The 15,122-nt window shown below is 68.1% G+C and carries 6 protein-coding genes; 5 read left to right on the top strand and 1 reads right to left on the bottom strand.

Annotated features, from left to right (window positions below; translation table 11 throughout):
- The 5 genes from EK23_RS05435 (at window position 1) to EK23_RS05415 (ending at window position 14,165) form a co-directional block, all read left to right on the top strand.
- The gene (locus EK23_RS05435) at window positions 1–3,372 is read left to right on the top strand and encodes a DUF6603 domain-containing protein (RefSeq protein ID WP_045224269.1); all 3,372 of its coding nucleotides are present in this window, start codon (window positions 1–3) and stop codon (window positions 3,370–3,372) included.
- Between the two features lie 46 nt (window positions 3,373–3,418).
- The gene (locus EK23_RS05430; RefSeq protein ID WP_045224268.1) at window positions 3,419–6,925 is read left to right on the top strand and encodes a hypothetical protein; all 3,507 of its coding nucleotides are present in this window, start codon (window positions 3,419–3,421) and stop codon (window positions 6,923–6,925) included.
- A gap of 10 nt (window positions 6,926–6,935) precedes the next feature.
- On the top strand, window positions 6,936–11,591 hold the full coding sequence (locus EK23_RS23610; RefSeq protein ID WP_045224267.1) for a hypothetical protein: 4,656 nt from the start codon (window positions 6,936–6,938) through the stop codon (window positions 11,589–11,591).
- A complete protein-coding gene (locus tag EK23_RS05420) occupies window positions 11,581–13,464 on the top strand; it encodes a hypothetical protein (protein WP_045224266.1) in 1,884 nt (627 codons plus the stop codon). The genes EK23_RS23610 and EK23_RS05420 overlap by 11 nt, the downstream gene beginning before the upstream one ends.
- A 221-nt stretch (window positions 13,465–13,685) precedes the next feature.
- On the top strand, window positions 13,686–14,165 hold the full coding sequence (locus tag EK23_RS05415) for a hypothetical protein (RefSeq protein ID WP_145998563.1): 480 nt from the start codon (window positions 13,686–13,688) through the stop codon (window positions 14,163–14,165).
- Here the strand turns inward: EK23_RS05415 and EK23_RS21520 are convergent.
- On the bottom strand, window positions 14,121–15,077 hold the full coding sequence (locus EK23_RS21520; protein ID WP_158002449.1) for a TIR domain-containing protein: 957 nt from the start codon (window positions 15,075–15,077) through the stop codon (window positions 14,121–14,123). The two genes, EK23_RS05415 and EK23_RS21520, sit on opposite strands and share 45 nt — an antisense overlap.
- Window positions 15,078–15,122 lie beyond the last annotated feature (45 nt).

The following is a 15,122-nucleotide window of genomic DNA, read 5'->3' as shown; positions in this document are numbered from 1 at the left end:
ATGGCCAACGCCATCACCACGGTACGCGATTGGTTCAAGGAACTGGCGGAATGGGTGCAGGAAAACCTGGGCGACCCCTACATCGTCGAAGCCCTGCGCGACGATCTCGGGCTGGCGCCGGGGGAGAGCGTTCCCGAGGCGCAGCGTGGCCAGATCAAGCAGTTCGCCGACGGGCTCGATCCTGACAAGGAAGGCTTCAAGGAAACCGTCGCCGACCTCAAGGACCTGGTGGACGCCCTGGTGCAGATGGGCGAACAGCTCACCGAGGACCCCAATAGCGTCTCCGGCTGGGACGTGGCCTACCTCCTGGGGAAGCTGCTGGCGGCAGAGATGATCCGCACCCGCGAACCGGTGGTCTACGCCATCGGCAAGACCAGCCTGTTCATCGCCGACGACCCTGAGGCCCTCACCGAGTTCGACCCGGCGGTGCTGGTGCGCCAGGCGCGGGGCGAGGCATCGGCGCCGGGCTCGGGCGAAAAACTGGCCGAACGGGTGTCCGCCCTGGCCTCGGTGGTGGCCGTGGCCCTGGAACGGGTGCTGGATAAGTTCGCCGGCCCCGAGCTGCTGGACGCTTATTACGGCTGGGACCCGGCCCCGGACTCGGCCACGCCCAATGCCGATCTGGTCTCCTCCCGAGCAACTACCCTGGTGGTGTCCCTGCCCAAGGTGGCCGACACCACGCCCAAGCTGGCCCTCACGGTCCTGGGCGTGCCGGCAGAGCACGGCGGGCCGGGCCTGTTCCTGGCCCTGGGCGGCGGCGGCGCCTTCGAGCGCAAGATCGAGCAGACCACCCTGAAGATCGAGGCCGGCGCCGGCAGCGCCCTGGACATGTTCATCGGCTGGGACGAAAGCCCCCATGGCTTCGAGGTAGGCAGCGGCGCCGCCGGCTTCGGCCGCTTCAGCCTGCGGCAGGAAGGCGCAGCCGGCGCGCCGGCCATCCGCATCGGCGATGCCGACAAGACCCGCCTGGATATAGGCCAGATAGGCTTGGGGATCGACATCCTCGCCGACCGGGCAGCTTTCCGCGTCTCGCTGGAAAAAACCGAGCTGGTGATCCGCCCCGGCGAAGGCGACGGATTCTTGAGCGCCATGGCCTCGGGGGAGATCAAGCTGGGCTTCGACTTCGGCCTGACGGCGGACACCCGCGGCGGCATCCGCATCGACGGCGGCACCCGTGGGCGCGCCACCATCCCGGTGGAGAAATCCCTGGGCGGCGTGCTCAATATCCACACCGTTGAGCTGGCGCTGGCGCCGGGTGGCGCCGGCTATGACGTGGCCCTGGAAATGGCCACGGCCTTCGGCCTGAACCTGGGCGCCTTCCGCGCCAGCGTGGACCGCATCGGCTTCGAGTTACAGCTTGCCTTCCGCCAGGGCAACCTGGGCTTCATGGAGGCGGCCTTGGGCTTCAAGCCACCCAACGGCTTAGGGCTGGTACTGGATGCCGGGATCGTCAAGGGGGGCGGCTACCTGTTCTTCGATTTCGAGCGCGGCGAATATGCCGGCGCCCTGGAACTGCGCTTCGCCGCCTGGGGCATCAAAGCCATCGGCATCCTCACCACCAAGATGCCGGACGGCTCCAGCGGCTGGGCACTGCTGTTGCTGGTTTATGCCGAACTGCCACGCTTCCACATCGCCTTCGGCATCTTCTTCGACGGCATCGGCGGCCTGATCGGCCTGCACCACGGCGCCGACGTGCCAGCCTTGCAGACCCAGTTGCCGCAAGGGGTGTTCGACGACATCCTGTTCCCGCAGAACCCGGTGGCGGATGCCCCGCGCATCATCAACCGGCTGCGCGTGATCTTCATCATCCGGCGCAACGCTTTCCTCATCGGCCCCATGTTCCGCCTCAGTTGGGGCACCCCGCGGCTGGGCGAGATCAAGCTGGGCCTGGTGCTGGCCATGGACAACGCCCTGGGCGGTGACGGCCCCGTGTCCCTTAGCAAGATCCTGCTGCTGGGGCAGGTCCGCATTGGCATGCCGGAAACCACGCGCGGCGACGTGGTGCGCATCATCGTGGATTTTCTCGGTTATCTGGACTTCGACGCCAAGCGCTTCGGCTTCTTCGCCCGCCTGCGCGACTCGCGCCTGGCTCAGGTGCTGGAGCTCACCGGCTCCCTGCTGCTGCTCATCGACTACGGCGACCAGCCCTCCTTCGTGGTGGCGGTGGGCGGCTTCCACCCGCGCTTCAAGGACCTGCCGCCGGGCCTGCCCGCAGGGCTCGACCGCATCGGCATGAAGCTGAAGATCGCGAGCATCGTCGAAATCTCGCTCCAATGCTATTTCGCCGTCACCTCCGCCACCATCCAGTTCGGCGCAGAGCTAAGGGTCAAAGTGGATCTCGAGGTGGTCTCCATAGAAGGCTACATCGGCTTCGACTCCCTCATCTACTACCGGCCGCGCTTCCGCTTCGAGGTGGACTTCCGCGCCGGCATGGCCATCAAGGTCATGGGAGAAACCCTGGTGGGTGTCAGTGTCGAGGGCACCCTGGCCGGCCCCGGGCGCTGGCGCATCAGCGGCAAGGCCCATTTCAAGATCCTGTTCTTCGAGTTCAGCCCCTCCTTCGACGAGCAATGGGGAGAGGAACCGGCCCTGCCCGCCGAGGCCACCAGCGTCTCGGCCCTCTTGACAGCGGAGTTGAGCCGGGCCGACAACTGGAGTACCGAGTTGCCCTTCGGCGCCGAGACCCTGACCACCATCGCTGTGACGCCGGGAGAGGCGAAGGTGCTGGCGCACCCCTCCAGCCAGTTGCGGGTCAGCCAGAAGATTGCGCCGCTGGGGCTGAGCCTGGAAAAGTTTGGCGAGACCGCCATTACCGGCGCCAACCGCTTCGATCTCGAAAGCGTGCACATCGGCGGTATCCCCGCCTCCAGCCGCCAGGCGACCCGCGAACACCTGGCCCGCGGCCAGTACCTCAACCTCAGCGAGGAACAGAAGCTGTCTTCGCCCTCCTTCGAGACCTTCGACGTGGGCGTGGCCGTGGGCCTGAACGACTACGCGCTGCCCGCGGACGCTGTGACCGTCGGCAACCTGGACTACGAGACTAAGTACCTGGTCCCCGGCGAGGAGGAGGGCCAGTTGTTCCGCTTCGAGCTGCTGATCAGCGCGCTGAGCATGGACCTGTTCCGCGCCGGTGCCGCCGCCGGCGCCGCGGCCCAATCGGGCCTGCGCGCCCGCGATCGCCTTCGCCCTGCGGGCAATCGCAAGCTCAGCGTGTCGGAACCTGCCGTGGCCGCCGTCGACAGCCGCAACTTCTCCACGGTCGCGGACCTGGGTGCGGACACGGCGCACAACTGGACCCTGGCCGCGCAGGCGCTCGCCGCGAAAGGCGTGGAGCGGGCGACCCTGGTGGAAGCCTACGAGTTGGAGGACTGATGAAGCCAGCAAGCGCACAGCCACGCGTCGCCGCCTGGAGGTTCCCATGAGCAATGCCGCCGGCTACCGCTTCCTGCCCTGGACCCGGCGGGGCTTGGCGGCGGCGATCACCGCGCCGGAATCCGGCGGGAGCCTGCCGGCCCGGGCGAATGTCGCCGTGACGGTGACGGTGAAGGCCTCCGGCGGCGGCGCCCCCGACGCCCTGCAGGAGTACCGCCCGCCGGAAGACGCCATCGGCCTTTACGGCCCCGGGGACATCATCGGCATCGACCCGCGGGTCATCGTGCGCGCCTCACCCAGGCCCGGCAGCAGCAACGTGGAAACCAACTACTTCGCCGCCGTCGAGTTCGACCCGCCGGACTTTCCCTGGATGTTCACCCCAGCCCGGGCCGACGGCCAGCAGCGCCTGCTGCCCTGGCTGGTGCTGCTGGTGCTGGACCGGGCGAGGGTCGACCCGCCGAAGGCGGACCGCCTCAGGCCCCTGCCCACGGTCAAGGTCCGCGCCGAGGTGGCCGCCCAGGAACTACCCGACCTGGCCGAATCCTGGGCATGGGCCCATGCCCAGGTGGTGGTGGAGGAAGGCAGCGCCACGCCCCTCGCCGACGAACTGAGCAACCGGCCCGATCACAATGTTTCGCGCATTCTGTGCCCCAGGCGTCTGGAGCCCAACCACCATTACATCGCCTGTCTGGTGCCCGCCTTCGATGTGGGTGTCATCCGCGGCCTGGGCGGCGCCCCGGACCCCAAGCAGCATCCGACCCTGGCTCCGGCCTGGCCCACTCCGCCGGGCGCGGTGGAGTTGCCGGTCTACTATCACTGGGAATTCGCCACGGGACCGCTCGGGGATTTCGAGTCCCTGGCGCGCAAGCTCAAGCCCTTCGCCTGCCCGGAAACGGTGGGCGTGACCCCCCTGTACATCGGCGACGGGAATCCGGTGATCCCCGCCATCCCACCGGAGGAGGCCGAAGGAAACACTCTGATGGACGGGGCCCTGCGGGCGCCCAAGCGAAGTTCCGGCCGCCTGGACGAGATCGCCGAGGCGGTACAGGGAGGTCTTTCGACCGCTCTCAACGCCCCGGCCCGCTTTCTGGAAGGCGGGCCGGCGGACGCCACCCCGGTGTTGGGCCCGCCCATCTACGGGCAATGGCACGCCCGCGCCCATGCGATCGGCCCCGGCCTGCCAGCCTGGATGACGGAACTCAACCTGGACCCCCGGGCGCGCGTCGCCGCTGGCTTCGGTGCCGAGGTGGTGCGCCGCAACCAGGAAGACTTCATGCAACAGGCCTGGGAGCAGGTGGGCGAAATCCTCAAGGCCCAGGACCGGCTCAACTGGGGCCGCTTGAGCTTCGAAGCCAACCTGCGCGGCTACGAGCGGCACTTCAGTACCCTGCCGGGGGATCGACTGTTGAGTCTGGCTGCTCCCCTGCTTGGGCGCACCCGCGCCGGCGACGGCACCCTTATGACCCGGTTGCGCGCCAGCAGCCTCACCAACGCCGCCGCGGACCCGGCCCTGCGCCGCCTGACCAGTCCGCAGCGGCCCGTGATGAAGGCCACCGCCCGGCGGCTGTCGCGGGACGGACGGTTGTCCGCCGGATTCTCCGGCAAAGGCCGTTCGTCCCTGGTCGATGCCCTGGCCTCAGGCCGGCGCGCGGCCGATCCTACCGCCTTCACCCCCGACGGGCTCGTCAGCTCGGTTACCCTCGACCGGGCGCAAGGCCAGACAGTGCTGGACCTGGGGGAGCAGGGCCTGGCGCTCAGGATCGATGGCGCCCGCCTCCAGGCCTATGGCAACGCGGCACAGCCCCTGCGCGGCCGCGATTTCCAAAGCAACCCGCTAACCATCGAACCCAGGGCAGACTTGCGCACCGCGGGCGTCGTCACCCGCAGCCAGATCGACAATCTGACGGAACTCAACCTGGCCAGCGACGACCCTGTCGCCGCGACCACCGGCCTGGCCGCGACTGTCAAGGCGGTTCTGGACACATCGATCAGGAATGCCGGCGCCAAGGGCATGCTGGTCACCCTAAACAAGAGCAGCGCGCCGAGCATCGACCCGCTGGAGATCGACAGCCGCGGCACGGTTTTCGTCAAAAGCTCGGCCGGCACCCTGACCCAGGTGGGATCGGTAAGTCCGGACATCGTCGCCGGTGGCGTCGCCAACCTCAATACCGTGCTGGCGGATCTCCCGGTCGGCACCTTCAGCCGCACCGGGGCGGTGAAGCCGGCGGTGTCCCGCAGTGTCAGCGGTGAGTTGCTGATGCGCGACAGCGCCTTCGACACCCAGGCCGTGCCGGCGACGGGTTTGCGCGGCACCGCCAGCGTCCGCACCGTGCGGCCCGTGCCCTCGGCGGCGGCGGAGGCTCGCGCCAACCCGCGGGTCGTGGAGCGGACTCCGACCATGCCGGGCCGCACCCCGCCCGTGGTGGTGCGTCCTCCGGCTACCCAGCCGCCTCCCGCGGCGCCGCCCATGCCTTCCAACACCCTGCCCATGCCGGTGACTGCCGTGGAGGCGGTGGCGAAATACGATGCGACCATCCGCCAGATCATCGCCGAGCGAGACCTCAACCGGCCGGTGGAGCGAGGCCGATTCGTCGCCTTCGACATCGCGGCCTCGCGCGACACCCTGCTGGCCCGCCTCGATCCGAAAACGGTGGTGCCGCGACGCCTGCTGGAGATGGTGAAGATCCAAGGCGGCCTGATCACCGCCGCGGTCGACCGCGGCCTGCGCGTCACACCCTGGTTCGACCGGATCATGGCGGCGCCGGAGCTTCCAGTTCCCACCTACCAGTACCTGGCTGGTTACGACCGGGAGCGCTTCGTGCCGGGTATCGGGGTCATTCCGCCCAATTCCATCACTCTGCTGGAAACCAACCCCCGTTTCATTGAGGCCTTCATGGTCGGCGTGAACTACGAGATGAACCGCGAGTTGCTGTGGCGCGCCTACCCCACGGACCAGCGCGGAACGCCCTTCCGGCATTTCTGGCAATGGCTGGACGGGCAGCCGGACATCGACCCGATTCATACCTGGTTCCGAGGGGGCGCCCTGGGCAGCCACACCCGCGGCGCCGGGACCGGGGGGCAGATCGTACTGTTGATACGCGGGGACCTGATCCGCCGCTACCCCAACGCCGTGCTCCTGGCGTGGAAGGCCACCGCAGACGGGCAACGTTTGACCGAGCAGCCGGCCATCGTGAAGGCGCCGGCATTCTGGGGCAAACTGGACCCGGATATCATCTTCGGAGGCTTCGACCTGGTGGACGAGGATCTCATCCGTGACGGCGGCTGGTTCTTCCTGGTGCAGGAACAGCCCACCGAACCCCGCTTCGGCTTCGACCAGCCCGATGGTGCCGCGAAACCGCTGGCGCGCTGGGCCGATGCGAGCTGGTCCCATACCGGGGTAGCGGAAGGCGGCTACCTGCGCCTCGCCGCCAGCCCGCTCAACCACCGCGCCCTGGCCGGCCTGGAGTTCGGCCGTAACGCCGCCCATATCGCCTCTATCTGCCTGCAACAGCCCATGCGAGTCGCCGTGCACGGCCGCCATCTGGTCAAGTAAGGGAATCACGATGCCGCCCATCGAGTTCGAGCAGTTTCGCAACAGCCTTGGCACGGCCCGCCAGGACCGGGAAGCTGCGGAGTCCAGGCTGCGAGCCAACACCGGCCGGCTGGCCGCGGCCGAGGCCGAGCGCCAGGCCTTGGCCCGCGCGGGAGCGCAAGACGAGGCGCTCTCCGCCAAGGCCGCACAAATCGAGGCGCTACGTCAGGAGCGGAAGGACATCCTTTCCGAGCGGGTGAAGCTGGACGGTGTTATCGTCGACCGCCTCGGCGAATCCGTTGGCACGCTACCACCCCAGGACTTCATCGCCGGCCTGGATGCCGGCGTGCCCCTAGCCATGCTGCCGGTTCGCCTGGAGACCCGCTTTTTCGACGGTGGCCGGGAACTGCGCATCCGGATTTTTCCCGACCAAATCCACTTGGACACTCACAACCCTGAACTGACCGCGCGGGAAGCCGAACTGGGGCGTTGGTACTGGATTCGGCGGCTGGCAGGCGATGCTTCCGCCTGGACCGAACTGGTGCGGGCTCTGGACCCTGGCCGGGCGCTTTGGGTGGCTCGCAGCCTCACCCCCGGCAACTACGACGCTGTGGCCGATGCCTTGCCGGCGGGTGCCGAGCCCGCCTTTCCCGAGGTGTCCCTGAGGCCCGGCGACATCGCCCGCGCGCCGCGCGCCGTCGCGCTGCCGGACCGTTGGGTAGCGGTCGGGCTGAAACGCCGGGGCGCAGCCGGGTTCACCACCCTGTTCACTCGCTGGGGCGGCATCGTGCCCGACAGCTTGAACGTGGGTCCCGCTTTCGAAGGGATGACCGAACTCGTGCAAACCCTGGATGAGCCCCCGGTGGACGCGGAATTACGCTGGCTGACGGATTTCGCTGCGGCGCAGCAGGCCGGCATGGCCATCAGCGTCCGCGACAGCGATCTGAATCAGGGCCGCCTGGCGGACGGCATCGATCTGCTGCTGGTATTTGGCGTGGACTGGACCCTCAGCCCGGAGCAAGCAGCGGCCCGGCTGGAGCAATTGCTTCAGGCCCACCAGTACAGCGACGGCCTCGCTTTCGTGCCTCAGGGCACGCCCACCAACAACACCGGCGAGCGCCGTTCCGGTTTCAACAGCGCCCCTGCGGAGGCCGCCGCCGGTATCGACCCGATCCGCCCGCCTACGGTGGACCCCGAGCACGGGGCCGGCCCACGCCTGTCCAGGGCCCTAGGGCTGGACGGCGAACTCGGTCGCATCGCCGGGGCCGGACTGACCGAACAGCGTACCGCCTCGCTCTTGATTGACACACTGTGGCAGAGCACGCTCGGCTATTACCTGGACGAACTCATCGATCCCTTCGCCACGGATACCCTGATCGGCCGGGCACGGGACCATGCCACCGCCCACCTGCAGCCTTTCGGGCCATTCTCGGCGCTGCGCGTCGGCCGCCAGCCCTACGGGGTGCTGCCCGCGATCGCCCTGGAAGCCTTCAAGCCCGACCGGGAAGAAGGCACCGAAGCCGGGCTGAAGCGCCTTCTGCAGGTGCTCCGCTGGTATTGGCGGGACGGCGTGGACGAGGTGCCGCGGATGGGGCGCCGCGACGACCCGGACGACGACCTGCTGGAACTGCTGCAACAGAGCGCGGTTTCCGCCAACCTCGCCTATCGTCAGGTGCTCGACACCGAGACCGCCGCCGGCAACACCCGGGGCCTGGAGCGGCTGATGGCGGTGCAGTCGGAAATCCTGCGCAGCCTGGTGCTGCCCACTCTTGCCTCCTTCACCGGCCCCATGTTCCACGCCGCCCGGATTCTGCAGCTGGCGCTCTATCCCAACGAACGGTCCTTTCAGGCGCCCTGGGTGCAGCCCGGCCCGCTCCAGCCGGGCGCAGCGCTCAGTCGCAACTACATCGCCGAGATCGCCGGGGCGGCCCGCGCCGGCACCAGCGGCACGGCCGACCTGAACACCCGCACGCGCTCCACCCACGCCCTGCTGGAGATCCTCCTGGCCCATGCCGCCCTGCGGGAACTCACCGCCGCCCAGTCCCTGCTTGCCCACCGTTTCTTCCAGCAGGCCGGCGTGCTGACGCAGACGGTCTTGAAAGCCAACATCAACGTGAGCTCGACCCTGGGGGTGTATGCGCAACCTGAAGAGAGCGCCGCCGGCAAGCTGTTCATCCAGACGCCCAAGCAACTGGCCGCCACTGTGGTGCCGGAACTGACTGGCACCGCCAACCTGGCCGACTACGTGGCGTCCCAGGTGCGCCTGCCCTTGGGGCCGGAAAAGCCAGAATTGCACACTTTGGCCCAGTTCCTGCTCAACCTCGACGCCCTTTCCGCCGTGCCGGCGGCGGAGATCGACCGCAGCCTGCGCGGCGTCCTCGACTGCTACGCCTACCGCTACGATGCTTGGGTGACGTCCCTGGCCAGCCGGCGCCTAGCCGCCGTGCGCGGCAGGCGCGCTGCCGGCATCAACCTGGGCGGCTATGGCTGGGTGCAAAACCTCAGGCCCGACAGTCAGCCGGACAGCCTGGGCTATGTCCACGCCCCATCCCTGAACCACGCCGTCACGGCCGCGGTCCTGCGCAGCGGACACCTCAGCCACCGAGGCAGCGAGAGCGAGGCCCTGAACATCGATCTCAGTTCGCGCCGCGTGCGCCTGGCCTTGAACCTGATCGAGGGCGTGGCCCAGGGCCAGCCCCTGGCGGCCCTGCTCGGTTATCGCTTCGAACGCCAACTGCGCGATCGCAACATCGAGTTGGCGCGTTTCATCCTGCCCTTCCGCAAACTGGCGCCCCTGCGCAGCGCCGACGGGACTGATGAGGGCGCGCCCAGCGAGGCCATCGCTGCCCGCGACGTGGTCGACGGCGTGGCGCTGGTGAGCCGCTGGAAGCAAGGCGAGGAGGACCTGATCGGACTGCTGGCCCGGCACACCCGCGCCGCCACGGACGGCGAACGGTCGCAGATCAACGGTGTGCTGTCCAACCTCAACGATGCCTTGGATGCGGTCAGCGATCTGCTCACCAGCGAAGCGGTTTACCAAACCGTGCAGGGCAACTACGAACGCGCTGGCGCCGCCCTCGCCGCCTTGGACCGCCAGGGCCGCCCCCCGGACCCGCAGGTGGTGCGCACGCCCCGCTCCGGCATGACCTATACCCAACGGGTGGTCCTGGTGCTTCAGGAGACCGCGCTACCCGAGGGCTGGGGCGAGGCGGACTTGCGCGCGCGGGTGGAGCCTCGCCTCAATGCCTGGATCGCGCGCATGCTGGGCGACCCGCGCCGCATCCTGCTGGCGGCGGAACTGCGCCGCGACGGCGAGGCGATCGCATCCCTGAGCCTGCCCCTGCCGGAACTGGGTTTGTCGCCCTTGAGCCTCGCTCTGCTTTGTTGCAGCACCCACGCCAGCAAACCGTCGGACCTGGAAGTGCGCCTGGCGGCCCGCTTCGCGGCGAAGGTGACGGACCCGGCCGAGGACCTGGAACTGGCGCTTTTGGACGCGCCGCCCGATGGCAGCGGTGAGGACGCGGTGGGCCTGGGCCCCCTGTTGGCGCAGTTGCGCCTGATCAACGCCTTTATCGCCAAGCGCCGGCCCCTGGACGCCCGCGATCTTTTTCCGCCGGAAGGGGAAGCGGCTCCGGGCTTCCTGCTGGACGAACTGAGGGACCGCCTCGTGAATCTGGCCGTCCCTGCCCTGACCTCGGCGCGGGAGGCCCTATCGATAGCCCTGGCGGCGCCGACTCCCTCCGGGCTGCGCGACGCCCTGCTGACCACCGCGGACCTGGGCTGTGCCGACGCCTTCCCCGACGCCCTGCCGGAAGGCGAAGACGCCCTGTCTTCTCTCACCGAACAGGCCCATTCGGTCCATGACAGCCTGCTGCGCACGGAGAAGCAGTTGCAGGAAAGGATAGCCGGCTTCACGATGCCCGAGGCCGGCGACCCTACCGGCCCCGTCCGCACCGCCGAGCACTACCTGGCCTGCGTGCGCCTGGTATTGGGCGAGGCCTTCCCCATCCTGCCCCTATTCACCCCTGCCAATGTCCAGGAGTTGAGCGCTTCCCGCGCCGAGCAGGAAGCACTGCTGGGCGGCGACACCTTCGCGCCGTTGAGCTTCGTGCAACAACTCGCGCACGTACGGCCGGACGTGGACGCCCTGAGCGCTATCCTCACCGCCGCCGACCTCCTGGGGAGCGGCGCCGCCAGCGACGCGTGGAGCGTGATGCAATTGCCCCATGTGGCGGGGCAGCGCTGGGCCGCCCTGCCGGGGAGCGCCGCCAATCCCCTGCTGTGCATGCTCACCCTCGGACAGCACGATCTTTCGGCACCGCTGGCGGGCCTCTCCTGCGATGGCTGGAGCGAAACCATCCCCGCCGCCAAGGAGATGACCGGCATCAGCTTTCACTACGACGCGCCCGCCGCGCGTGCCCCGCAAACGGTGCTGCTGATGGTCCCGCCCGACCTGGCGCAGGCCCACTGGAGCTACGATACGGTCGTGGCGACGCTGCTGGAGACCTGGGAGCTGATGCAGCTGCGCGCAGTCGGCCCCAAGCAGATCCGCGCGCTGGGTGGCGGCATGCTGCCCGCTCTCTATCTGCCGCAGGACAATACCTTCCAGGTGCCGTCGGTGGGCTTGGGCCCGCTGGCGGAACGCTACAAGAGCAGTGTGTTGGGGAAATTCCGCGATGAGCAATGACTTCACGGCCCGCTACGGCGCCCTTTTTGACGCGGACCGGGTCCGCCTGGCGACTGACCTCCAGGTCATACTGCCGACCATCATCACGTGGCTGCGCCTGGAGCCCCAGCCATACGCCGCCGACCTGGCGCCTGGGCTGGAAGCGCAGATCGCAGACCCTTTGTGGATGCTGACCCGACAATGGCAGTTTGCCGAGTTCCAGGGCGAGGACGCCGGTTCGCCCATCTCCGTGCACCTGGAAGGCGAGCAGGGCAGCCTGAGCCGCTACCGTCCCGGCGCCTTGGAATTCGGCCAGGAGAAATCCCTAGGCGCGGTGGACTATCGCCATCTGGCCATGCCCCTGGAAGTGGCGGTGGAGCGGGAAACCGTCCGCGAGAGCCATCCGCGCCTGGCGGCGGAGGCAGGCGAGCATCTGCTGCGCCTGCTCAAGGCCCGTGGCATCGGCGATGGACGAACCGTGCTGCGTGCCGCCGGATTCGGGCTGGAGATCGAGGACGCCGCCTTCCCCGCTGCCGATGCGCGGCATGTGGACCCCAAGGGGCTCACCTGGCAGACCCTGTTTGCCGGCCGCGCCCTGGACGGGCGCAAGATGGCGGCGGCCTTGCGCGCCGTTGCCGGGGAGGACGGCACCCTTCCTAGCCTGCCGGAACAATGGGTTTTTTCCGATTCCGAAGCCGCGCGCAGCGCCTGCGAAACCTGGCTGCGCTGGTACGCACGGCACGTGTCCGAACCCACTCCGGATCTGGCCAGCGCTTGGGTACAGCCGCGCCAGGAATACGCCCTGACCCTCTCGGCGCAGATGAGCGACCGCACGGTGACTTTGGCGGCAGAAGAATACACCGACGGCCGCCTGGACTGGTATTCCTTTGATGCCCTCGCCCAGCCTTCCTTGGGAGATGCTGCGGAGCCCATTCCCAGCGAGCCTCTGAGCTTCCGGCCGGTGCTGCCGACGCCGGTGCGCTACCCCGGCATGCCCGCCGACCGCTACTGGGAGTTCGAGGACGGCCGCGTGAGCCTGGGGCGGCTGGAGGCCGGGCCCAGCGACCTGGCCCGGCTGCTGTTGGCGGAATACGTACTGGTTTTCGGCAACGACTGGTACATGATCCCGGTCGAACTGCCCATCGGTTCGCTGTTCCGCATCCGCCAGCTGACGGTCAGGGACACTTTCGGCGTCACCTCACCCGTGGGCCCGGCCCGCAACCTGGACGGTTCCCGCTGGACCCTGTTCAGCCTTAGCAATCAGCCGGGCGGGTTGGAGGACCTGTTCTTCCTGGCGCCGAGCCTGCCAGCCCGCCTGGACGGTGATCCGCTGGAGGAAGTGGCCCTGTTCCGTGACGAAATGGCCAACATGGCCTGGGCAGTGGAGCGCATCGTGCAAGGAGCCTCCGGCGAGCCGCGGGACCGGCGCATGGAACCGCCGGCACCGGCGGTCCATCAGCGCATCCCCACGGACCGGATCAGCGCCGAGGTCATTTACCGCCTGGCAACGCCGGTACCGGAACAATGGCTGCCCTTCGTGGCGGTGCCTGACCGGCCCGACGCCCCGCCCGGCGAGTTCGCCATACACCTGGAACGCCGGGTGCTGCTGCGCACCCGCCCGGACGGTAGCCAGGTGGAAATCCACCCGAGGGGCCTGCTCATGCGCAGTGACCTGAGCCGCCTGGTGGAGGACGAGCCGCCGTTGCACCTGAAGGAGGAGGAAGTGCCCCGGGCCGGGGCCGTGGTTCGGCGTGGCTTCCAGTATTGCCGCTGGCTGGATGGCCAACGCTTCCTCTGGTGCGGCCGCAGCAAGCAGGTTGGGCGCGGCGAGGGCGCCAGCGGTCTGCGTTACGATATCGCGCCCTACCGGAGCAAAGCCGGTGATGTGCAATGAGGCGAGGATTGCACGCCAGTCGGCCGACGCGGCACGTCCAGGTGTCCGCCCTGCCCTTCCGACGGCCGCCTGGCCATAATGCCAGCGCTGCCCGCCTGAAGATTCTCACTATCCCACGGAGTGTATTGGCCGCCGCCGGCCTGATGGCGTTCTGCATGACCGAGCCCGCCTCCGCGGACTCAGGGGGCTTAGCCCGCCAATGTGTCCCGCCGGCTGACCGGTTGAAGCTGATCACGGCGGAGGAAGCCCAGTGGCCCGCCTATTCGGGCACTTTGCCCGAGCCAAGGCGCAGCCTGTTTCCGGGGCCTGGCATCTCGGCTTTTGCGCCGAGCGAGTCGAAGCTGGCCTTCCCGGTCAGCCTGACGATCGAACTCAAGCCCTATGCCGGTGCCGGCATCAACCTCGACAGTCTCGAAGTGACCTATCTGCGTACACCCAGCAAGGACCTTAAGCCTTACATTTGCGATTCGCTGTCCGAAAAGGCGCGCAAAGTGCTTAGCTTCCAGATCCGCGGCGCCGAACTGCCGCCCGGCAAGCACTGGATCCACGTCAGGGTCCGCGACACGCGCGGACTGGTGAGTGAAAAATATCTTTACCTCGAGGTCGCGCAGGCCCGAGGCGTTCTGATGTGGAGCTGGCAGCTGCTCTCTCCGCCTTCAGTGCCGGCCTTCGTCGGTCGCCTGAACGATATTTTTTCTTGAGCGCAGATAGTCGCCTGCGATGCTGCCGGCCATGTAAGCCAGCAGGATGGCTCCGGCGAAGGCGACGTTCAGCAGGATCTCCAATTGGATATCCTGCGGCGAATCCTGCGGCCACAGGACTGTGGTCAGCGCATAAGCGAAGGCGGTCGCGCAGACCCCAAGCCCGGTTCCGGCCCTGAACTGCGCGCCATGGGAGAGTCGAAAGCGCCGAACCTGCAGCAAGCCCATAAGGCAAGCAAGCCCGGCAGCGGGAAACAGCGGATCCACGGTTGAAAACGACACGGTGACGATATGTACCAGCGCGATCGCCAGTCCGGCGGCAAGCACCACGCTTGCGCGCATCGGCCTGAGTTCGAGGTCCTCGGTATTGAGCTCTAGGCCAAACGTCAGGGACAGGTGCGTCGCCAATTCGTCGACGCCTGCCTTCCAGTAGCGGTATGGCAGATCAACGGCCTGCTTCCAGACGAGCTCCCGCATGGCATCGGGCAGATCGGTTTCGCCGGGCATTCGCGTGCCGCCGAGCAGCACGGGGACGACCAGTTTTCCGCGCTGCAGGGCTGTCGCAATCTCGATTCGGACGAAGTCCCGTTCGTCATCCAGGCGGCGCCGTCCGCTGGCCGCGTCGGCGGCCGCAAGCCAGCGCGGGCCGATCAATGCCAGAACGGTATCGCACGCGTCGAGCTTCGACTGGAGGACTGCGCGAAAGTCCTGTCCCGCAGGAATCGATAAGTCCATGAAGATATCCACGCCGTTGAATCGGCGCCGCAAATCCTCCCGTAGCCGTTCGGCATCTGCGGCGGCGTCATCGCGCCGGTAACTGATGAAAATGCCTGCCATGCTTGTTGATCGAATGTAATCCCGGCGCGGTTTCGGCGCCATCGGGAAGCGGTTGAAAATGGCAACCCGCATCATCGTCCCCAGACCCATCCGATGCAAGCAGGCGTGTATTGCCATCTG

It is taken from the genome of Methyloterricola oryzae, from assembly GCF_000934725.1.
Taxonomy (GTDB): domain Bacteria; phylum Pseudomonadota; class Gammaproteobacteria; order Methylococcales; family Methylococcaceae; genus Methyloterricola; species Methyloterricola oryzae.
This window is presented reverse-complemented; position numbering and strand designations above follow the sequence as displayed.

Excerpts from the sequence above, each read along its gene's own strand:
- EK23_RS05430 (WP_045224268.1), top strand. The coding sequence starts at position 3,419 with ATGAGCAATGCCGCCGGCTACCGCTTCCTGCCCTGGACCCGGCGGGGC.
- EK23_RS05435 (WP_045224269.1), top strand. The coding sequence starts at position 1 with ATGGCCAACGCCATCACCACGGTACGCGATTGGTTCAAGGAACTGGCG.
- EK23_RS21520 (WP_158002449.1), bottom strand. The coding sequence starts at position 15,077 with ATGATGCGGGTTGCCATTTTCAACCGCTTCCCGATGGCGCCGAAACCG.
- EK23_RS05420 (WP_045224266.1), top strand. The coding sequence starts at position 11,581 with ATGAGCAATGACTTCACGGCCCGCTACGGCGCCCTTTTTGACGCGGAC.
- EK23_RS23610 (WP_045224267.1), top strand. The coding sequence starts at position 6,936 with ATGCCGCCCATCGAGTTCGAGCAGTTTCGCAACAGCCTTGGCACGGCC.